The sequence below is a fragment of the Methanococcus mangrovi genome, from assembly GCF_054506835.1.
In genome coordinates this window covers 398239-420469 of sequence record NZ_CP197114.1, presented here as the reverse complement: position 1 = coordinate 420469, position 22231 = coordinate 398239, and the positions used below count along the sequence as shown (strand labels likewise).

Here is a 22231-nt window from a genome sequence, read left to right as displayed (position 1 = left end):
TATGGATAAAAAATCCTTAAAAATAGGATCAGTAATGTTGATAATGCTATTCTCATTCGTGGGAAATTATGCATACACATTTTACGATGACGTAAACGATTACGTGATTTTAAACATAAATAAAGTAAATCAAGACCCTGATCCTGCAATCGCGGGAGATGTATTCGACCTTAGAATCAGCATCGAAAATGATGGTGGAAGCGGAGAAGGAGACTTTATTGTAGAAATTGAACCAAGCTATCCATTTGAAGAAGTAGAAGGCGAAGATTTAATACAGGATGTCGGAGTTATAAACGGATATGAAGATGGAAACGATGCAATCATCGCAAAATTCAAATTAAGAGTTAGTGAAGATGCAACAGAAGGAGATTACCCAATAGAAGTCCATATCTACAAAAAAGGAGAAGATGCATCCTCAGGATACACTAAAGAAATCACCGTAACTGTCGGAAATGAAGAAAGTGCAGAAGTTAGTTTGGATGCTGATGAATTGGTATCAGGTGATAAAACCAATGTTACATTCACAATAAAAAATACTGGTTCTGCACCAATTAAAAACCTTGAATTTTCATGGGAAAGTGAAGATAACGCAATATTACCATTAGGTTCAGGAAACTTGAAAACAATTTCATACATCGGTGTTGGAAAGAGTGTTGATATTACCTACACAGTACTTGCAAGCACAGATGTAAACCCCGGAATTTATGAATTAACTATGAATTTAAATTATGATGATTCATTGAACGACACTAAAGAAGAAGTAGAACACATTGCCGGAATTTTAGTACTTGGAAAAACCGACTTTGAAGTTAGTTATTCTGGAGAAGACAGCGGCGAATATACCCTTACTGTAATGAATGTTGGAAAAAGTGATGTTAATTCAGTAATCGTTTCAATCCCTGAACAGGATGCATGGAGCGTTTCTGGAGTCAGCACTTCCATTATCGGAAACTTAGATGGTGGTGACTACACATTCTCAAACTTTGAACTGTCAACCACGAACAGCAACTCACCACTTATCGTTGAAATAACATACACGTCACCAGAAGGAGATAGGGTAACAATTGAAAAAGAAGTGGAAATGCCAAGTACAACTTCAGTCACAAGTATGAGTTCTGATACTTCAGGTACTCCAGAAGACTTTGCAGGAGGCCCTGGCGGAAACATGAACCCACTTTCAACAATTCAAAATTCAATAACCTCAGCAATACCATACGTTATTGGAGGACTTGTAGCACTTGCTGCAATTGCAGTATTTGTATACAAAATAATTAAAAGAAAAAAATCAAAACAAACCAAACAAACCAAAACCGAATAAGGGTTGATAAAAATGAAACCCTTAAAATTATTTAATATGGCATCTAAAATGGTAAAAGGCAGTAAACTTCGTAGCTGGATTACCATTTTAGGTATCGTTATAGGAATTGCATCAGTTATCGCGATCATATCTGCTGGAGACTACCTTTCAACGTCAGTTAGCGACCAGCTTGACAGCATGGTGAGCGATGAAATTACACTTACTGCATCGGCTGCAGCAGGTGGTGATGACGATGAACCGGAACTTACTGACATGGATGTACTGATTCTAAACGGGATATCGGATATAGAATACGTAGATGTGCGGGTTTCGAGTAAAAATGAAATACGTTTTGCAGGAGGCCGTGAGACTGCAACGATTACGGGAGTTGATCCTGCTGTGTGGTCGCAGATGACTGATGAAGAACTGTACGCAGGAAGGCTTCTGCAATCAAGTGATAAAAACGCCGTAGTTATCTCATACTATACTGCAACAGAAGCGTTTGATAGGGAAATTGGAATAAACCAGATGATAACTATTGGAAATAAACAGTTTAAAGTCGTTGGAATACTTGCAGAAGATGAAACTCAGGGATTTGGTCGAATGGGCGGTATGAGCTCAAACACTGTTTACATGCCATATGAAGCAGTATATACCTTAGAATTGGATGATGATGCATCATATTCTATCGATGAAAAAGAAGAAGGAGTGTATGATGAAATAATCTTTACACTGTACGAAGACGTGAATCAAACTACTGCACTTGAAAATATTCAGGAAAAATTGATGATGTCAAGACACGTCAATGAGGACAATATTGACTTTTCAATAAGAACCCCAACTACCCCTGAAGGCCCCGAAGAAATAATTTCAATGCTTACAACATTCCTTTCAGCAATTGCAGGAATTTCACTGATTGTTGGTGTTACAGGTATTTCAAATACCATGTTTACAACAGTTCTTGAAAAGACTCGAGAAATTGGAATAATGAAAGCGATTGGTGCCAAAAACAAAGATATACTGCTATTGTTTGTCTTTAACTCTGCAATCATTGGACTTGTTGGAGGAATTTTGGGACTTATACTTGGTACCATAATTTCCCAGATAATAGTCTGGTTTATTGCATCGAGTATGGACAGCAGCTATGAGTTTGTACTGAGTATCAGTTCCGTTGTAATTGCAATTGGATCGTCACTTACAGCAGGAATTATTGCAGGAATCATTCCAGCATATAATGCTTCAAAATTAAAGCCTGTAGATGCTTTAAGAAGCGAATAATTTTCTTTTTTTAATTATTTTTTGAAATTTAAGACATTAATTATATAGTTTCTAAACTCCAGATATTATCTTATATAATTTATCGGGGAGTATAGAAAAAATGACATTTTTTAAAGGTTTTAAGGAAGATTACTTCGGACTTACCGATTTAGAAGTAAAAAAATACCAAGAAACTTACGGGAAAAATGAATTACTCCAGAAAAAGAAAAAAACATTTTTAAGCTATATTTTAAAAATATTTGCTGAACCGATGTTTTTACTATTATTCATTGCTGCTTTTATCTATTTTTTCCTTGGTGAGCCCCGTGATGGGTCAATTATGATAATTTCCGTTATTTTTATCTGCGCAATTGAATTTTTTCAGGAATGGAGAACTGACAGAACCCTTCAGGCACTAAAAGACTTATCTTCCCCAAAATCAACGGTTATTAGAAATGGAAAAATGATGGCAATTGACAGCAGCGAATTAACCGTAGATGACATTTTAATTTTAAAAGAAGGAGAAAATATTGCTGCTGATGGAATTATTATTGAAAATTACGGGTTAGGAGTAAATGAATCTACATTAACAGGAGAATCTGAAGTTGTGTGGAAAAAAATTGATTTAGATGAAGATGAAAGTTCAGAACACTGGAAAAAGAATATCTGCTATGCGGGAACCTCTGTAACACAAGGTAGAGCTGTTGTTAAGGTCATAAATGTGGGTTCAAAAACAGAATACGGAAAAATCGGAAAAGATATTTTTTCAGTCGATTCTATGCCCACATTACTTGAAAAACAGACCTGCGAACTTGTAAAATATTCGGCAATTGCTGCTTTTTTTATGCTTTTGTTGATCGTAGTTGTTAATTTTTATTACATGGGAAGTGTCACTGATAGTATTTTGTCAGGCGTAACCGTTGCAATGGCAATCATACCAGAAGAATTTCCCGTGATTTTAACAGTATTTCTTGCAATGGGGGCCTGGAGGCTTGCAAACAAAAATTCACTTATAAGGAGAATTCCAGCAGTTGAAACACTCGGTTCGATATCGGTTTTGTGCGTTGATAAAACGGGAACACTTACCAAAAACCAGATGGAAGTAAAAGAAACATATTTTGATTCAAAATTTAATGAAACTGAACTTATGACTTATGCGTGCCTTGCGTCAGAAACTGAAGCATATGACCCAATGGAAAAAGCAATCCTAACTTATTCAAAATCTATTGGACTAAAAATAGATGAATTGTGTAATGGATGTCTTTTACACGAATATCCATTTAGTTCGGAAACCCGGATGATGGGAAACGTTTGGGATAGGAATAATAATAAAATTTTAGCTTCAAAGGGTTCTTTTGAAAATATTATAAATTTATGTAATCTAAACGAATCTAAAAAATTAAATTTAGAAAAAAAATCAATTGAAATGGCAAAAAAAGGATACCGTGTAATCGCTGTTGCAAGAGAAATGAATATCGGGAATATTAATAAGGAATTAGGCGGATATTCACTCGAATTTGTAGGATTAATCGGGTTGATGGACCCGCCAAGAGACGGTGTATCAAATGCCCTGAAAATATGTAGTGCTGCTGGAATCAGGGTTGTAATGATTACTGGGGACAATGGAACTACTGCAAAATCAATTGCAAAATCAATTGGCCTGAAAAACGGCGAAAACGTGATAACCGGTAGTGAAATAGATTCGATGAGCGATGAAGAATTTTTAGAAAAAGTAAAAGTAACAAATATATTTTCAAGAGTAATTCCAAAACATAAATTAAAAATCATTAAATCCCTTAAAGAACTCGGCGAAATTGTTGCAATGACAGGAGATGGCGTAAACGATGCACCTGCACTAAAATATGCAGATATTGGAGTTTCAATGGGTAAAAGAGGAACTGAAGTTGCAAAAGAAGCATCAGACATGATTTTACTTGATGATAATTTTGAAACTATCGTTGAAACAATACATGATGGGAGAAGAATTTATGACAATATCAAAAAAGCCATAGGATACGTTTTTGTAATCCACATTCCAGTATTTATGACCGCACTTTTTGCGCCACTTCTAAAATTACCGCTTTTGCTGCTTCCAATAAACGTAGTTTTAATGGAATTTATTATCGACCCAACCTGCTCAATTGTATTTGAAAGACAGCCTGCAGAAAACGACATCATGAATAGAAAACCAAGGATACCTACTGAATCCCTCTTGGATTACCACCTTATATTCAAAGCAGTACTTCAGGGAAGCTCAATCTTTGCAGCTGCTTTTGGTTCTTATATATACCTCTTAAATCAGGGCTTTGAAATAAATCTTGCAAGAACTTTTGCATTTGTAATTCTTATTACGTCCAATTTTTTCCTTGTATATGTTAACCAGTCTGAAATAGAATCAATATTTTCTGCATTTCGAAAATTCAAAAAAGATGCAGTTCTCTGGTTCGTAAATATCGGGATATTTGGAGGAATTTTGGTATTGCTCTACGTTCCGTCAGCAACAGTAATTGCAAAAACAGTTCCACTTACCAAAACTCAATTAATTCTTGCAATACTGCTTTCAGGGGTATCGACACTCTGGTGGGAATTAATAAAACTATTAAAAAGAATTAAAATGAAAAAATAGAAGTTAGGTGGTTTTATGAAATATTTAAAATGCGGATTTTTTGGATTACTGACTTGGCTAATTCCATTTTTATTATCATTCTTATTTTATTCGGAAAGTGAAGGGTTAGTAATCGATATATTTTTATTTAAATCAATTATGATTGTTGTATCTGGATTAGTTGGCGTTAGTTTACTTGTACTGTACTTTAAAGACATTGAAAAAGATTATTTACTTGAAGGAATATCCGTAGGAGTTTTCTGGCTTATTATAAATCTGATACTTGATATTATAATATTAATTCCCATGTCCAAAATGACTTACGTGGATTATTTTTCACAAATCGGGCTTAGATACTTAATAATTCCAACAATAAGTACTTCGATGGGTTACTTACTAAAAATAAAACTAAAATAGGATTACAAAAGTGTTTATATAATAATTTAAGAAATTTAAACTAATTAATTACTTAATTAATCTTAAAAATAGACGTGAAAACATGCTTGATTTAATATACAGCGGGATTTTAAAATTTAATGAAGAAAAAACACGAATTTTAGAAGTAGCTTCATCGGTTACGTTTATAAAAACTGAAAAAAATAAAATAGTAGTGGATACATCATCTAAATCAAAAACAGAACATATAAAGAGTTATTTTAAAGATAAAAATATTGATATAGGCGAAATAAACTACGTGATAAATACGCACAATCACTTTGACCATGTTTCAAATAACGATCTTTTTAAAAATGCTAAAATTATTAATTATTCCAATTTTAATGAGTTAACTGACCCGGAAATTAAAATTATAAAAACTCCAGGTCACACAATGGATAGTATCTCCATAATTTATGAAGATTATATAATTTCTGGAGATGCAACACCATTAAAAAACAATATATTAAAAGAAAAGGCTCCGGGAGTTACGGTAGATTTAGAACTTGCTTTAAATTCATTAAAAAAGATAAAAAGTCTTCAAAAAAACATCATTACAGGGCATGACGGAATTTTGTACAAAAATGAATATTAAATTATAATTTATTTTAATTCATTTTGCTTAATCTATTTTTTCAATTATCGCTTTAATGTCAGCTACTTTTCCAAAATAAAGAGCTGATGTAACAAGTACTTCGGCACCGCTTTTAGCATACTTATCCACATTTTCAACAGTTATTCCGCCTGCTGCAACTATCGTAATATTTGGATTTATTTCTTTTGCAACTTTTACAAATTTTTTAACGGTTTCTGAATCAAATTTATCGAGCTGTACGTAATCAAAGCCCATTTTAATGTATTCGATACCGGTTTCAAAATCTTTAGTTTCGATTCCGATCTTTTTTTCAAGAGCATTTGCTTTCATTTCTTTTAAAACGGCTTTTAACTCTTCTTTTCCATCTACAAAAGCAAGGTGTTCATCAAATATTAGTACAGTTTCAGATAAGCCAATTCTGTGAGGATATGCTCCACCTGCAACTATTGCTTTTATTGCTGGTTTTTTGGTCCCTGCAAGATTTTTTCGAGTTGTTACAATATTTATGTTTTCATTGTATTTTCTTGCTATTTTCACAAACTCGTAAGTTCGCGTGGCCATGCCGCAGTAACCTTCAAGAAGCCGAAGAACACTTTTCCATGCAAGGTGGACCCTATCAGCTCGCCCCCTTGCTTCAAAAAATATTTCACCTTCTTTTACATAGGTTCCGGTGCTTTTATATGAAAGTACTTCTAATCCAAGTATTTTGCATATTCTCTCAGCTTCTTCGGTACAGCACAAAACCATGTCATGTCGCGCTTTATATGCAAGTCTCGCATTAAATCTATCTAATTTCATTATTCTTGATGTTAAATCAATTGGATTTACATCTTCTTCAATTATTTTCTCAAGTTCATAATTAGGAATATAAAATGATGACATATTTGTGACCTCTTTTAAGATTTATCTCAAACTCAAAGGCCAACCAAACCACTTAAACACTTGATCTAACATCTCGCATGGGTAGTATATATCATTTTTTGATTTTTAAGAGTTCAGTTTATCGGCCAGTTTTCCAGTTATATATATCGATAAAAACGACATTAAAACAAGCGTTATAACTAATATATTCGCTAAATTATAATCTCCCGTTTGAAACGCCTGATAAATTGAAAGCGACATTGTATTTGTTTTCCCAGGCATGTTTCCTGCAACCATTAGCGTTGCACCAAATTCTCCGACAGACCTTGCAAAACTGAGAACCAATCCTGCAATTATTCCCTTTCTTGAGAGTGGAAGTGTTATTAAAAGTGCAGTTCCAAGTTTGGTGTTTCCTAACGTATATGAAACATGCTCAAGTTCTTTATCAACCGCTGAAATTGCTGCGGTTGTTGTTTTAACCATCAATGGAAGAGAAACTACAAATGAAGCAATTACTCCTGCTTCCCACGTAAATAAAATACCTGAACCGGTGATGTCATAAAATGCACTTCCGATAATTCCATTTTTTCCAAGCTGCAATGCAAGTAGGTACCCCAAAACTGTTGGAGGAAGGACCATCGGTAGAGTTACAATAATTTCAAGTATATTTCTACCGCGAAACTCCATCCTCGCAAGAATATACGATATAAAAATTCCTATAAAAAACACAAAAAAAGTAGATAAGAAAGAAATTTTCAATGTAAGCAATATTGGAAATAGTAGTGAATCCATAAAATACCCCTTATTGAGCAGTAAATCCATAATCAGTCAATATTTGCTTACCTGTTTCTCCGGTTAAGTAGTTAACAAACATCTGGGCTTCTTCTTTATGTTCTGATGCTTTTAAAACACATACTGGATAGCTAATTTCGGTAACTGTTGGTATGGTGGCTATAACTTCAATGGTATTGTTTTTTGCAATTTTTGCATCTGTCATATATACAAATCCTGCATCAACGTCACCAGTTTCAAGATATGTTAAAACTTGTCTTACATTTTCACCATATACGGTTTTTTCTTCTAAATTACCCCACAAACCCATGGTTTCAAGTGACTCTTTAGCATATTTTCCAACTGGTGCAGTTTCAGGATTTCCAATTGAGATTTTTACAACATTATTATTTGTTAAATCTTCTGCGGAAGTGATTCCAAGAGGATTTCCTTCCTGAACTATTAATACAAGTGTATTTTTAGCAAATGTGGCTCTTGAAGCATTTTCAATAAGATTTTGCTCCTGTAACAAATCAACGTGCTTTTGTGATGCTGATGCAAACACATCTACAGGAGCTCCCCCTTCAATCTGCTGCCGCAGTGCTCCCGATGCTGCAAAATTTAATTCTACCTTAACATTAGGATTATCTTTTTCAAATGCTGCTGCAATATCCGTCATTGCATCAGTTAAACTTGATGCTGCTGAAACTGTTATCGTTGTAGTGGTTTCTTCAGGAGATTCTGAAACACAACCTGAAAATAACAGGATTATTGCAAGCAGACTTGCGATAGCTATCTGCTTTTTCATTATATATTCACCTTTATGATATGTATTAATTATAAGTAATTACTATTTTAATTAAACAGTAATTAATAACATTTACCAATATATATGGATTATGTTTTTGAGTAAGCTTTTAGACTTTTTATATTAGATTGATTTATATATTGTAATTACTATTAATTAATTATATAATTGTTTCGTAAGTCCTTATCATTATTTTTAAGGTAAATTTAAACGATATGCTGGTTTTTTGTGTGAAAATATGATATCAGTGCCTGAAGCGGAAAACATTTTAAAAAAATTTAAATTTGAAAAAACAGAAAATGTAGACCTGTTTAATTCCTACGGGCGAATTATCGCAAAGGATATTGTATCAACTCAAGATATTCCGGAATTTAGAAAATCGAATATGGATGGATACGCGGTAACAAGCCCATGTTTAGAATCTTACGTTTTAATGGATGAAATACACGCTGGAGATTTTAGGGATATACAAATAAAAGGTAAGGAATGCGTTTGGGTTGCAACAGGCGGCAAAGTTCCCGATGAAGCCTACTGCGTAATTCCAGTTGAAAATACAGTAATTGAAAATAACATTGTAGAAATAATTGAAATTCCTGAAAGTACGTATGTTGTTGAAAAAGGGTCTGACATTTCAAATGGAGACTTGGTTTTAAAAAAAGGAAGCTTAATTAATGAACGAAATATCGGTTTGATTGCATCGTTAGGAATTTCTGAATTAAAGGTATACAAAACACCTAAAGTTGCAATAATTTCTACAGGAGATGAACTTGAAAAAATTTCAGATGTAAATTCAAAGTCTATTGCAGGAATTGTTAAAAAAGCTGGCTGTGAACCTGTTTTTTTGGGAATTTCCAAAGATGATAGAACAGAATTAAGAAATAAAGTATTAGAAGCCCTAAATTATGACGTAATTGTAACTTCTGGAGGAGTCTCTGCTGGAAAAAGAGATTTTACCTCAGAGATAATTGAAGAACTTGGAACAGTACTTTTCCACGGCGTAAACATGAGGCCTGGAAAACCTGTTCTTGCAGGAGAAATCGACGGAATTCCAATTATCTGCATGCCTGGAAAAGTTACGTCCTGTATAATCTGTTCATACTTATTTTTGTATCCACTACTTTGCAGGTACTCAAATTCCAAAAAATGTAAAAAAATTGTAAATGCAAAAATCATGGGTGAATTTAAAAAAGAAGCAGATAAAAGATTTTATTTACCCGTGGTCTATGAAAATGGATTTGTAAAACCAGTATTTAAAGATTCAAGTCACATCACATCTATTGCTTATTCAAACGCGATAGTTGAATTAAAAGAAGGAATTTCAATTGCAGATGATGAAGTTGAAGTCTGGATATACGATTAATTTTTTTAATAATGTAATATTTTAAATTTTAAAAAACATCTTTAAAAAAGTACATTGATTTCAAATAAAAAAATATAGAAATTATTTTTTATTTTTTTTAAGTTCCTTTAATTCTTTTACTTTTTCAAACAATTGTTCCAGTGTATCCTCATTGCTTTTTGTAAAATCAAATGGGGACCCTGTGAAAGGTTTGTAATACACAGGTATTTCATCAAATCTATAGAATGTACCATCACACTCGAGTGCATCTATAACTCCTGGTAAAACCACGTTTGCTACAGATGTTGAGGGGCATGGTGCAATATCAAGGCATATTACGGGTATATCATGCATATATCTAACTGAATCTTGGGCTAAGTGGGCACCTAAATCTGCACACATTACAAATACTGCATCAACCTCTTTTTCCCTTAAAACATCAGTTGTCGTGTGTTCTCCGGGATTATATTTTGGATATCCTCTTGAAAAATCAACCCCAAATGGAAATCCGTAAAGGTATGATGCAACAACGTTAAATCCTGCAACGTTACAGTGTCCCCTGATTAAACCAATTTGAAACTTTGTATATTTTTGTAATTCTTTAGTTAAATTTAAAACACATTCTAAATTTCTGTGCTTACCAAATGAAGACGCCAGCCCGAGTCCCCCATAAATTGACCCGAATTTTGCATTTTTCATAATTTCTGCAACTTCATGAATCTTCTCGATTGAAACACCTGTTACCTGCTCGATACTTGGATGAATAGGTTTTCCGTTAACTGCAAGCATTAAAGCTGAAAACAATTCATAATCAGTGCTCGGTTTTAACTGTATGTGAATATCTGAGCCCTTAGCAGTTTCAGAAACTCTTGGGTCTACAGTAATTACAATTCTTTCTTTTCTTCCTTTCTGGACAAAATATCCTCTTGGAAATACAGCATACCTTGACATGTGTCTTGGCATCGAACACATAGGGTTTACTCCCCAGTAAATAACTACATCTGCCCTATTTTTTGTTTCCCCTGCAGTTGCACCGGCTTTTCCAGCTTCCTGAACCCCCATCAAAGAAGGTCCATGACAGATTGTTGAATTTGAGTCTACAATTCCGCCAAGATATTCACCCATGTGTAATCCAACAGTCATTGCTTCACATGAAGTTTCTGAACCCATGAAAAATAAGGGTCGTTTAGCATTTACAAGGATTTCAGCAGCTTTTTCAATTGCATCTTCCCATTTAGAATCTTCTAATTTTCCATTTATCCTGATTTTTGGGGAAGTTATACGGTGATTACTTACTATTTCCCTAAATTTAGCAGCGCCCATTTTACAGGCGTTTCTAACAACGATATTCCTTTTTTCCTTATCGTATACTACTTCAATGTCATCACACGTACCCCCGCAAACAGGGCATACGATATCCTTAAACGTTTCGGCAACCATTTTTTTCACCAGTTTTTTTGCAAATACTTAAAAACTCCAAAACAAGTGTTTCGATATGTTTTTCGTATCTTCCAAAAGAACTAGTGTAATGAAGAAAAAATCTTCCGAAAAGTAGCTGCTCTATTGACCGTTTCTTGCTTTGACTTCTTTTACCAATTCAAACAACTGCTCCATTGTATCTTCATTACTTTTCGTGAAGTCAAATGGTGATTTTGCAAATGGTTTGTAGTATATTGGTATTTCATCAAATCTATAGAATGTACCATCACACTCGAGTGCATCTATAACTCCGGGTAAAACCACGTCTGCAACTGATGTTGATGGACATGGCGCAATATCAAGAGTGATTACCGGAATGTTTTTTAAGTGGCTTACTGAATCTTGTGGGTAGTGTGCACCAACGTCTGATGCCATAATAAATGCACAATCAACTTCTTTTTCCCTTAAAACATCATTTGCAGTAAATTCTCCAGGATTATATCTTGGATATCCTTTTGCAAAATCAACTCCGAATGGGAATCCGTAAAGGTATGTTGCAAGTACGTTAAATCCTGCAACGTTACAGTGTCCCCTGATTAAACCGATTGTAACTTTCGTGTATCTTTGAAGTTCTTTTGTAAGAGTTAAAACACACTCCAAGTTTCTCTGTTTACCAAATGATGATGCTAAACCAAGTCCACCGTAGATGGATACGAATTTAGAATTTTTGAGTAGTTCTACTGTTTCCATTATTGTATCTACGGAAATACCAGTCACTTTCTCAATACTTGGGTGAGGTCTTTTACCTCTTGAAGCCATCATAAATGCAGAGAACAGCTCGTAATCAGTATTTGGATTTATTTGCAAGTGTATATCTGATGCTTTTGCGGTTGCAGATTTTCTCGGGTCAATAGTTATTACAGTTCTACTGTTTCTTCCTTTTTCGACAAAGTAACCTCTTGGAAATACACCATATCTTGACAAATGTCTTGGCATTGAGTCCATAGGATTGGTTCCCCAATATATGACAACGTCAGCTCTGTTTTTTGTTTCCCCAGCAGTTGAGCCAGGTTTTCCAGCTTCTTGAACCCCCATTAAGGAAGGTCCGTGTCACACTGTCGAACAGGAATCAACGATTCCCCCTAAGTATTCACCCATGTGAAGACCTGTTGTCATCGCTTCACAAGATGTTTCTGCACCCATGTAGAGAAGTGGTCTTTTCGAGTTTGCCAAAATTTCAGCAGCTTTCTCAAGTGCTTCTTCCCATGATACATCAACTAATACGCCATTTTTTCTAATTTTTGGCGACATGATTCTGTGGTGGCTTACAATTTCTCTAAATTTAGCCGCACCCAATTTACACGCATTTCTAACGGTTAAATCTCTTTTTTCTTCGTCCCAGACTATCTCGATGTCATCACATGCTCCACCGCATACTGGACAGACGATGTCTTTAAATGTTTGACTTGCCATCTAATTCACCTGTAGATGTTATCGATAATGTATTCTGCTTCCAGTATTTCTCCTTCAGAAGGCTCTACGTATACAGTTCCCCCTTTATAGATGGGAGATCCTGTACTGACTGAATAAGCATCCACTATAACGTTTGCCCAAACACTTCTTGGAATAAAGACATTTCTTCTTAAAACATCTTCATTAGGTTGAGCACGTACAAGAACACTGTATTTTCCATTTTCACTCGTAACTTTTACCTTTTCAGGTTTTCCAAGTAATATGTAATCTTCAGGGTGCATATTACATACGGCACATACTTCTAAGTACTCGTGTGAATATTTGTCTCCACCTTTGATGATTCTACCTTGTTCAATCGTACTTCCAGTGTTTAGAATAACTTTTAAAGCATTTTCTTTGAATTCGATAGGTCTTTCTTTAGCGGGCAATTCATCGTTTAATAAATCGTAATTTTCGCTTAATGAAACGTATAACTTACCTTTTGGTTTGTTAAAGAATGCCTGGTCTCCATTGAAACTAATTAATTTTCCAGGAAGTGCTAAACCTGAAAGTCCGGTTTCATAATCAGTTACAACGCCCTTGGATACAAATCCAGGTGCAAAGTTTTTAATTTTTCCAGCAACTACAATAGTTCCGCCTTTCATTTCTACTCCGACAGCCCTAATTGCATTTCCGCCGACGTATAATAATCCGCCGTTTAATCGAATTCCACAGAATGCTCTTACATTTCCGTTTACAATGAGTTTACCATCAACCATACCGTCTCCGATGTTGTTTCCAGCATCTCCTTCTACGATAATGGTTCCACCAAGCATTCCTTCCCATCTTCCCCTGTAGCCACCACCCAAGTGGTCACCAGCATTTCCGAGAATATGGAGAGTTCCACCTTCCATTTCCCTTCCTGCCCAGGGTTTGGCATCTCCTTTTACAAGAATTTCTCCGCCTTTCATCTCACAGCCAACGTGGAATCCAGCATCTCCTTCTACGATAATTTTACCTGCAGTCATCTGGAAGCCTATTAATTTAACGTTTCCAGCATTTCCTGCAATTTTAATTACCATATCTTCTTTTTTGCTTGTAAAATCTCCAGAAATTTCAAAAATATCTGAGAGGGGGTGTTCTTCAGGTCCAATAAATACTTTCAAAGCACTTATTTCTTCTTGTGATTTTCCTTCAAATTCATCAGGGGTAATCACTTCACATTCTACGGGTATTGTGCCGTCGTATTTTGGTTTAAGTATAATTTCTCCCATGTTTCTCACCTATCTCACATTTATATTAAGAGGAGTTGGTTTTGTGAGGTATAGCTCAGGAACTGGGTAATTTGAGAAGCCTATTGAGTAATATCTTCTAAACCAATCCTGTACATCTGCAACAATTTCTTTTTGTATTTCTTCATCGAATTTAGCATCAACGTAGTAAGTTCTACCTTTTGGAGTTTCGATAATCCGTCCATCTTTTGTAATTACTTCACCATCTTTTATTGTGAATAATGCAGTTGTGAATGCTTTTTCAATTGCTGCATAGTCATTAGGGTTGTAATCTGGACGTATATCATAAACTGTAATATCTGCATCAGCACCTGGGCTTAAATGTCCTTTTCTGTGTCCCATACCAATTGCTTTAGCAGGGGTTGCCCTTGTAACGGTAGCTAATTCGTAAAGGCTGAGTTCTTTGTCATTACCACCAAGACCGCTTCTTTCACCGGCCCATTTGTGGCATTTTTTCATTGTGTCTTCTCTTGCCTTTTGAGACATTAACCAGGTAATTAATTGAGGATATTTCGTGAAAGGTCCTGCGTTAGGATTATCAGTAGTCATGATTGCTTTTCTTGGGTCTGTTAATAATAAAAGCTCAATACCCATTGCCCATTGAACGCTGTGGACTTTGTTTTTCATGCTGTAAGTAAATGGAACAACACCTGAACCACATTCAAGTTCAACGTCCACATTTATCCACTTCTGACCGTTCATTACAGCCAAGTCGTAAAGACCTGGACCATCTCCAGTCATACAAATAGCATTTCCAAACGCAACGCTACCACTGTCCATTACAACGTGGTCTGATTTATTAATATATTTTGAAATATCTTCTGCTCTGGATTCAAAGTCATTCCATGACGTTCCACCAAATGAATGGAATTGTATGTGAGTCATGTAAACGCTCTGTTCTCTTTCGTGTGAATATTTCGTTTTTACGCCCGTATCATAGGCTTTTTTATTAACAGCTGGCTTGATATTTTTTGCAACATCCATCGTGTCAATTGTAAATTCCCAGTTTCCGGGGTGACCGAGGTTGTTTGCGTGAAGGTGTATTGACATTGGAAGGCCAAGCATTTCATTTACTTCGGCAAGCCCGTTAATTACAGCACCTGATGAAATACCAAAGTGAATGTTTTCTTCGTCAAGTGAATGTACGTTTTTACCCCATGCCCAGTTTTCAACACCTGCAGGGTTTACGAGTTTAATACCATAAGTTTTAGTTGCTTCAAGAGCCCATGCAACATATGCTGCTGCTTTTTCAATATTTCCTTCTTTTAAATATTTCATTACAAACCAATTGCTTCCTAAAAGGAGGTATCCTGCTTTGTCAACGATTGGCATTGCTTTAAACTCTTCGTGAGTGTGCCTTGCAACCATTGGAGGAACTGCTGCTTCAAATAATGTTGTGTAACCCATTGAAGAGTATTTGTACCCTTGTGCATAGATTGAAGGAACAATTTCCCCTGAACCACAGTGTGTATTGTGAGTTTTTTTCAAAGGGGATTTGTAGTGGTCTTCTGGACACATTACTCTTCCAGCATTTACCTTAGGTCCTGCTATGTGTGTGTGGGAATCAACTCCACCGGGCATTACCACTTTTCCTTTTACATCCAATATTTTAGCGTCTTTTAATTCGCTATCGGACAGGTTTTCGACAATTTTCCCATCCTTGACGAAGATATCCATTACTTCTCCATCAATACCATTTAGGGGGTCATAAACCGTCCCGCCTTTTATAACCATTTTGGTCATCATACCACCAGTATATTAATTCAGCAAATCTAAAATTATAGGATTATTTAGAACAAGCTAAACATTTCTTTTCGCCATCTTGTTGTATGAACGGTTCTTTGCATACTTCGCAAAGTTCTACCTTCTTTTTAGGCTTAGATGGTGCTATAACACCAATAAATTCGTACGAATAAACGTCGTTTCCAGCCTTCAAAAGTTCAGCTACTGCATCTTTATGAGATACTTTTGCAGTATTCATGTACCATGCATGGAGTAATGGGTATTTAACAGTTTTCTCAGGATCTAAGATTATACGAACTCCTTTTATGTTATCTCCTGCAGGAGCCCAAGCGTTAATCCTTGCAGCCATTTTACCATGGTTTTCTATCCTTAAACCCTTATTTCCAGTTGTAGCTTTACCTAAAATTTGAAAAGCATCGGGTAAGCAATTGTATGTCTCGCTTACGACATATATCCTATCTTCATTACTAAAATTTAGCAATTCTTTTGAAAAATTATACATCTGAATTCCAATGAATGCTCCCGCAGTCGGGAATCCATGAAATTCAACTACTCTTTCAAATTGACTCAGAAGATTGGGGTCCTCTACCAAGTCCAAAATTTCTTGTGCTTTATGCATGTATTCACCCAGATATGTCTAAATCTACTTGAGAATTTTTTCAGATTTTGAAATCCGATTATTAAACATACCATATTACCTAATTACCTATATGTAATTATATCTATTTGCACTAAAGCCAAGTCGAAATCAATATATATTACATATATTTTATCCAAATATATAAATATATTAAAATTAGCTAAAAAACGATTATTTTAAAAAATACTTCTTAAAATGATTTAAAAAATTAGTAAGATATTTTTATAATTTTTATTCTCTCAATTTGTGTTCATTGAATAATATTACATTGTTTTCAAAATTAAAAACTTTTGTTTAACAATTTAGCTTTTTTGATAATTTATTGAAGTTTTTTTGGCTATATTTATATACTTGTAATTATTATTAATTACTATTTTACCCATATATTAATTCAAATTAATTGCGTATTTTTTGATTTCAGACATCATTGAATGAATATCAAAGCGTAAGGCCCATTTGGGGTAAAGTATTTATAATTAGAATACATACCGGAATTATAATTCCTTATGATAGTATAAATATCGGAAATAAAATTCCGTATTAAAACTCACATGGTGAACTAAAATGAAAAAATCATTGCTCGGTATAATCTCGATATTATCACTTGTACTGCTATTTTCAGGATGCGTTGACAATACTGGGGCAGAATCAGAACAAAAAGTATTGCACGCTTATGTTGGTGCAGGAATGCAAATGCCAATGGATGAAATTGCAGTCGAATTTGAAAAAAAATACGGTATAAAAGTTGAATACGATTATTCAGGTAGCGGTGCACTTTTATCAAAAATAGTTGCATCAAATCAGGGTGACATATTCATGCCTGGAGACTGTTCATACGTCTACCAGTTACAAGATAAAGACATGATTACTGAATATGCTAATGTTACAAAACACATCCCTGTTATCGCAGTTCAGAAAGGAAACCCTAAAAATATCACGGGACTTTCAGATTTAGGGCAGGACGGATTAGAACTTGCACTTGGGGACGACAGCATATCAATTGGAAAATTATTCACAAAAATACTCTCAAAAGCTGAAACTAAAGGCGTAAACGTCACTGAAGCAGTTAATGCAAATACTGTTGTAACAGGTGCTACTGTAAAACAGGTTTTGTTGTATGTTAGCGAAGAAAACGTAGATGCAGCAGTTGTTTGGAAAGCAGACGCATATGAAAACTTAGATACGGTAGATATAGTGCCAATTGAAAGCGAATATAATATAATAAAAACAGTACCTATCTCGATATTATCAACAACCGAAGACTACGACAACGCAAAATTGTTCTACGAGTTTGTAAATAATGAAGGAAAAGAAATCTTTGAAAAACATGGATTTGTAGCTATAGAGTAATGCATGGGATATTATGAAAAATAATGATTTTTTAAAATTTTTTTCACTTTTTGCACTATCTGTATTCATATTGTTCATATTAATGATAGTGATGTCCATCGTTACCAACATATCTTTTGAAACGTTTTATTATTCGTTATTTTCAAAAGAAATCCAGTTTGCAATAAAATTAAGCCTTGAAACTGCGAGCATTGCAACACTGCTTGGTACACTGCTTGGCGTTCCTGCAGCATACGCACTTGCAAGATACGACTTTAAAGGAAAAAATATCGTTGACAGCGTTGTCGAACTTCCGGTAATTCTTCCGCCATTAATAACAGGCTTTGCGTTACTGGTATTCTTTGGAAATACAGTGTTTGGAAAATTTATAACTGAAAATCTAATCGAAATCCTTTTTACATACAAAGGAACGATAGTTGCACAGTTTTTCGTTGCAACACCATTTATTATAAGAACATCAAAATCAGTATTTGAATGCATTGATGAAAAGTACGAACTTATTGCACAAAGTCTCGGCTCTAAAAAATATGAAAGTTTCCTCGATGTCGTAATTCCAATGGCCAAAAATGGGATTATTGCAGGAGTAATTCTTGCTTGGGCGAGGAGTATCGGAGAATTTGGAGCTACAATGATGCTTGCAGGGGCTACAAAAATGAAAACAGAAACACTTCCAATTGCAGTGTTTCTAAACATTTCGCTTGGAGACCTTGAAAAAGCGCTTGCAGTATCCCTGATATTCTTAATTGTCGCAACTTTAGTATTATTTATAATTAGATTGATTTTAAAAATGGGTGAGAAAAATGATAGACTTTAAATCAGAATTAGAAAGAATAGCAACACAAAACAATCTCTTAGATGAAACTATCGAAATAAAACCTGTTAATGTGAATTTAGAATCAAAAACTATCGATGATTACCCATTAATGCAAGGAAAAGAATTTTTACTCCGTGCATTCTTTAAAGGCGATGTTGGAGATGCATTTACAAACAACCTCGTTGAATTTAACGGCAAAATCTCAGAAGTTATTGCGTCAGGAAGCAATCAAATGATGATTGCTGCGTTAAATTCAGTAATGAAACATTTGAAAATGGTTGAAAAATCAGAACACTGCATAAAAGGAGAACCAGAAGTTTGTGCAAAAGACTTATCTGACTTTTTAATCAAAGAACTTGGAAAAGACATAAAAATCGGTGTTATTGGCTACCACCCTGCAATAATAAGACAGATGGTAACCACATTTGGAAAAGATAACGTTATTGCGTCAGATATGGATTTAGATACTATTGGAAGAATTAAACAGGGAATTGTAATAATGCATGGTAGTATGAACGAACATTTGATCGAAAACTCCGATATTGTCCTTTCAACAGGAAGTACTGCTGCAAATGGAAGTTTAGAAGAAATTTTAGATTACACAAAAAAATATGACAAAAGAATAATATTCTACGGAACAACTGTTGCATGTGCCGCAAAAATGCTGAATTTAGAAAGATTCTGTGCCCTTGGAAAATAATTGTTTGTGGTAGTGATGCTTGTAATTGAAAACTTGAGAAAAAATCTCAGTAATTTTGAATTGTATATCGAAAAACTTGAAATAAAAGATGACGATTACTTCGTATTTTTGGGTTTGAGCGGTAGCGGTAAAACTACAATTCTTGAAATGATTGCAGGATTTATTAAACCGGATTCTGGAAAAATAATTTTAAATGGAGTAGATATTACAGATAAACCGATAAATGAGCGAAAAATCGTTCTTTGTAATGGTAAATATCTATTTCCCCATTTAACAATTCAAAAAAATATTGAATACGGGATAAAACACCTGCAAAAATCTGAAAAAAAGGAAAAAATCGATAATATTTCAAAACTACTTAATATTACGCACCTTTTGAACCGAAAACCCGAAAGATTGAGCAGTGGTGAACAACAAAGAGTAGCCCTTGCTATGGCACTTGTAATGAACCCCGAAATAATACTGCTCGATGAACCGCTATCATCTCTTGATAGGCTACTCCATGAAAAATTGATGTATGATTTAAAAGATGTTCACAAGTCTTCAAATGTCACATTTATACATGTTACCCATGACTTTTCAGAAGCTGCAGTTTTGTCAAATAAAATGGCAATATTAAAAAATGGAAAAATAGAACAGATTGGAACACTTCAAAATGTATTAAAACATCCTAAAAATGAGTTTGTGGCAAAATTCGTTGGAATCAAAAACATACTGTATGGAAAATGTATAAAAAAAGATGGAAATTATATAATTAAACTTTTAGGATTTGAAATACCGATTGATGAAGCAAATTATGGAGACATCACACTCGGAATATTTCCTAAAGATATTATATTTTCAAAAAAATCTGAACAAGACCCCGAAACTTATTCTGGAAAAATAAAAAGCATTGTGACTTCAAGCCCGTTTCATTCAAAAGCAGTAATTGAATTTAATGGTATAGAACTGATTTCGGAAATACAAAACAGTGACCTCTTAAAAAACCCGCTAAAAAAAGGAGATTTTATAGAATTTTATATAGATTCCATCTCTATAATTGGATAACCTAAATATCGATTAATTAATATTCAACGTTATTTTTGATAAATTACGAGTACTTAAAAATAGAAGTTGAATTTTAAAATTTAAAAATATCTCACTTTTTTCTTAGGAATTCTAAAAAATATTTTTGGAAAATTTGATATTGCCTTAAAATCAAACTTATAATTATAAAAATATACGTTGCTGAAGAAATATCAAATACTATCTTATTTCAGTATCGTAATTTTAGGAAGTGTCATACATTTTATGTATGGATAAAAAAATAGAAACATGTTTTTAAGTTTGAAGAACATTTGTTTGAACGTTATCACTAAGACTACGTTTTAAAAACTTAAAATACCTATGGCAGCTTGATTTTGAAAATTTTCGAGAGTTTAATTTTTAGAAATTTAATTTTTTCTTGAAAAAAGAGTATATAAAAAAATTAATTATTCGATTTTAAGGAAGTAAGTTAAGTTAGAATCTCCTCCGGAATATAATTCTGGATGGATCATTCTTGCAAAGTCTTCCATGTAATTTGCAGGGTCTTTTGCTTCGTCAATATAATAAGTTGGAACAGGAATGTATAATTTACCGTTAGAAAGTGATTCAAAACTTGCAAGATTTGGATCGTACTGTAATAAGTCATCTCTAGATTCTATTCCGTAATATTCCATTCCCATGTAAATAACAACGTCTGCGCTTGCAGCTCTTTCGTAGAATGTTTCTGCATCAATAATAATGCTGCTGGATCCAGGAATGTCGTTAAATATATTGTCTCCACCAAATTCTGTAATCATTTTGTTGTTATAATTTTGAGAACCATATAGATAATAAGTTAATCCCCCGTAATCTACCGGCATAACGTATACTACGGTTGGATAGTCAGCAGCAGCAGAAGCAGTCCTAATTAATTCATTTCTTTTATGCCAGGCATCTTGGAAATATTCTTCAATTGCATCTGAATTTGAATCTCCCCAGAATGCAGCAACGAATTTGGCCCATTCGATTCTTCCAAGGTATGTTTTTTCATCGTAAGTATAAAATCTGGCCACATCTATTCCAAGTTCACTTCTCAATTTATTTTCTGCGGTGTCATGATCATCCCAGCTACCTAAAAATACCACATCAGGATTTAAAATAGCGACTTTATCATAATCTATATCCGTTATGCCGCCTACAGTAATTGTTTCATTGTTTAAATAGCGTGAATAGATTTCTGCTGAATTTGTTGTATCCCAGTTTCCAATTCCTGCAATCGTGTCATATACATCAGCATTATTCAAAACATCTGCAGTTGAAAGCACTGGTGAATATTGGGTACATGCAAGACTGCTTATGGGGGCAGTTAAAACAGTTGCACCTTCAATTTCGGGGTCAGTTGCACCTTCTTTTAATAAAACGTATTCATTTCCTACAGAATCTTTAACATAGCAGTAACCATCATCCCAGTTAGGGTCCATTTCAAAAGTTTCTGCAAATACTACCGGATTCCTAAAAGTGTCATAATTTTTAAACAAATAAACTACATCAACAACGTTTACTGCATTGTCGCAGTTTAAATCCCCAACATCTAACCCAACGTCTCTGTGTTTAAAGAGATAAACTACGTCTGCAATACTGATGCTGTCATCCCCGTTAACATCTCCAATAGCTTGGGCAGAGATTGACGGCATAAATGCAATCATAGCAAACATTAAAAGTGCTATTACTTTTTTCAAATTACCACCTTCGTAATAATAATATTAAAAATATAGTATCAAATAGTATGAGTAATCAAGTACTATTTAAAAGTTGTCAAGTTATCTTTATAACGATAAGTACGATTAA

19 protein-coding genes are annotated in these 22231 nt (G+C 34.3%); 10 read left to right on the top strand and 9 right to left on the bottom strand.

The annotated features are described in order from the left end of the window. Position 1 precedes the first annotated feature (1 nt). The 5 genes from ACS5L2_RS02250 (at position 2) to ACS5L2_RS02230 (ending at position 6189) form a co-directional block, all read left to right on the top strand. The gene (locus tag ACS5L2_RS02250) at positions 2-1318 is read left to right on the top strand and encodes a COG1361 S-layer family protein (RefSeq protein WP_459202142.1); all 1317 of its coding nucleotides are present in this window, start codon (positions 2-4) and stop codon (positions 1316-1318) included. Between the two features lie 12 nt (positions 1319-1330). Further along, complete coding sequence (locus tag ACS5L2_RS02245) at positions 1331-2575, top strand: ABC transporter permease (protein WP_459202141.1); 1245 nt, start codon at positions 1331-1333, stop codon at positions 2573-2575. A gap of 100 nt (positions 2576-2675) precedes the next feature. Beyond that, positions 2676-5180 (top strand): HAD-IC family P-type ATPase, encoded by a 2505-nt coding sequence (locus tag ACS5L2_RS02240; protein WP_459202140.1) that lies wholly within the window; start codon positions 2676-2678, stop codon positions 5178-5180. A gap of 15 nt (positions 5181-5195) precedes the next feature. Beyond that, positions 5196-5576, top strand: a complete 381-nt coding sequence (locus tag ACS5L2_RS02235; protein WP_459202139.1) for a hypothetical protein — start codon at positions 5196-5198, stop codon at positions 5574-5576. An 82-nt stretch (positions 5577-5658) separates the two neighbouring features. Next, positions 5659-6189 carry an MBL fold metallo-hydrolase gene (locus ACS5L2_RS02230; protein ID WP_459202138.1) on the top strand — a complete coding sequence of 177 codons (531 nt, stop codon included), beginning with the start codon at positions 5659-5661 and terminating at the stop codon, positions 6187-6189. A gap of 27 nt (positions 6190-6216) precedes the next feature. Here the strand turns inward: ACS5L2_RS02230 and modD are convergent, their stop codons facing one another. From modD to modA (ACS5L2_RS02215), 3 genes are all read right to left on the bottom strand, one after another. Next, positions 6217-7071 carry a ModD protein gene (gene modD / locus ACS5L2_RS02225; RefSeq protein ID WP_459202137.1) on the bottom strand — a complete coding sequence of 285 codons (855 nt, stop codon included), beginning with the start codon at positions 7069-7071 and terminating at the stop codon, positions 6217-6219. A gap of 105 nt (positions 7072-7176) precedes the next feature. Further along, positions 7177-7842 carry a molybdate ABC transporter permease subunit gene (gene modB, locus ACS5L2_RS02220; protein ID WP_459202136.1) on the bottom strand — a complete coding sequence of 222 codons (666 nt, stop codon included), beginning with the start codon at positions 7840-7842 and terminating at the stop codon, positions 7177-7179. 10 nt (positions 7843-7852) lie between these two features. Then, entirely contained in the window at positions 7853-8629 is a 777-nt protein-coding gene (modA, locus tag ACS5L2_RS02215; RefSeq protein ID WP_459202135.1) for a molybdate ABC transporter substrate-binding protein, read from the bottom strand. A gap of 238 nt (positions 8630-8867) precedes the next feature. Here modA (ACS5L2_RS02215) and ACS5L2_RS02210 point away from each other — a divergent pair, with 238 nt between their 5' ends. Further along, entirely contained in the window at positions 8868-9989 is a 1122-nt protein-coding gene (locus ACS5L2_RS02210) for a molybdopterin molybdotransferase MoeA (protein WP_459202134.1), read from the top strand. An 81-nt stretch (positions 9990-10070) separates the two neighbouring features. Here ACS5L2_RS02210 and ACS5L2_RS02205 read toward each other — a convergent pair whose 3' ends face one another. The 5 genes from ACS5L2_RS02205 to ACS5L2_RS02185 all read right to left on the bottom strand — a co-directional run bounded on the left by ACS5L2_RS02205 (position 10071) and on the right by ACS5L2_RS02185 (position 16493). Then, positions 10071-11408: a formylmethanofuran dehydrogenase subunit B gene (locus ACS5L2_RS02205; protein WP_459202133.1), complete on the bottom strand. Its 1338-nt coding sequence runs from the start codon at positions 11406-11408 to the stop codon at positions 10071-10073. Between the two features lie 120 nt (positions 11409-11528). After that, complete coding sequence (locus ACS5L2_RS02200) at positions 11529-12860, bottom strand: formylmethanofuran dehydrogenase subunit B (RefSeq protein ID WP_459202132.1); 1332 nt, start codon at positions 12858-12860, stop codon at positions 11529-11531. A 5-nt stretch (positions 12861-12865) separates the two neighbouring features. Continuing rightward, positions 12866-14113, bottom strand: a complete 1248-nt coding sequence (locus ACS5L2_RS02195) for a formylmethanofuran dehydrogenase subunit C (protein WP_459202131.1) — start codon at positions 14111-14113, stop codon at positions 12866-12868. A 9-nt stretch (positions 14114-14122) separates the two neighbouring features. Next, complete coding sequence (locus ACS5L2_RS02190; protein WP_459202130.1) at positions 14123-15874, bottom strand: formylmethanofuran dehydrogenase subunit A; 1752 nt, start codon at positions 15872-15874, stop codon at positions 14123-14125. Between the two features lie 43 nt (positions 15875-15917). Then, positions 15918-16493: an FmdE family protein gene (locus ACS5L2_RS02185; RefSeq protein WP_459202129.1), complete on the bottom strand. Its 576-nt coding sequence runs from the start codon at positions 16491-16493 to the stop codon at positions 15918-15920. Positions 16494-17078: 585 nt separating this feature from the next. On the opposite strand from ACS5L2_RS02185, the gene modA (ACS5L2_RS02180) reads away from it, so the two are divergent. Genes modA (ACS5L2_RS02180) through ACS5L2_RS02165 form a run of 4 tightly spaced genes read left to right on the top strand, consistent with a single transcriptional unit; the run spans position 17079 to position 20425 of the window. Beyond that, positions 17079-17864, top strand: coding sequence for a molybdate ABC transporter substrate-binding protein (modA, locus tag ACS5L2_RS02180; RefSeq protein WP_459202128.1), 786 nt, complete (start codon positions 17079-17081; stop codon positions 17862-17864). 13 nt (positions 17865-17877) lie between these two features. Further along, positions 17878-18678 carry an ABC transporter permease gene (locus tag ACS5L2_RS02175; RefSeq protein WP_459202127.1) on the top strand — a complete coding sequence of 267 codons (801 nt, stop codon included), beginning with the start codon at positions 17878-17880 and terminating at the stop codon, positions 18676-18678. Then, positions 18665-19378, top strand: coding sequence for a Rossmann-like domain-containing protein (locus ACS5L2_RS02170; RefSeq protein ID WP_459202126.1), 714 nt, complete (start codon positions 18665-18667; stop codon positions 19376-19378). The genes ACS5L2_RS02175 and ACS5L2_RS02170 overlap by 14 nt, the downstream gene beginning before the upstream one ends. A 15-nt stretch (positions 19379-19393) precedes the next feature. Continuing rightward, complete coding sequence (locus tag ACS5L2_RS02165; protein WP_459202125.1) at positions 19394-20425, top strand: ATP-binding cassette domain-containing protein; 1032 nt, start codon at positions 19394-19396, stop codon at positions 20423-20425. 425 nt (positions 20426-20850) lie between these two features. Here the strand turns inward: ACS5L2_RS02165 and ACS5L2_RS02160 are convergent, their stop codons facing one another. Then, positions 20851-22122 (bottom strand): ABC transporter substrate-binding protein, encoded by a 1272-nt coding sequence (locus tag ACS5L2_RS02160; protein ID WP_459202124.1) that lies wholly within the window; start codon positions 22120-22122, stop codon positions 20851-20853. Between the last annotated feature and the right edge of the window lie 109 nt (positions 22123-22231).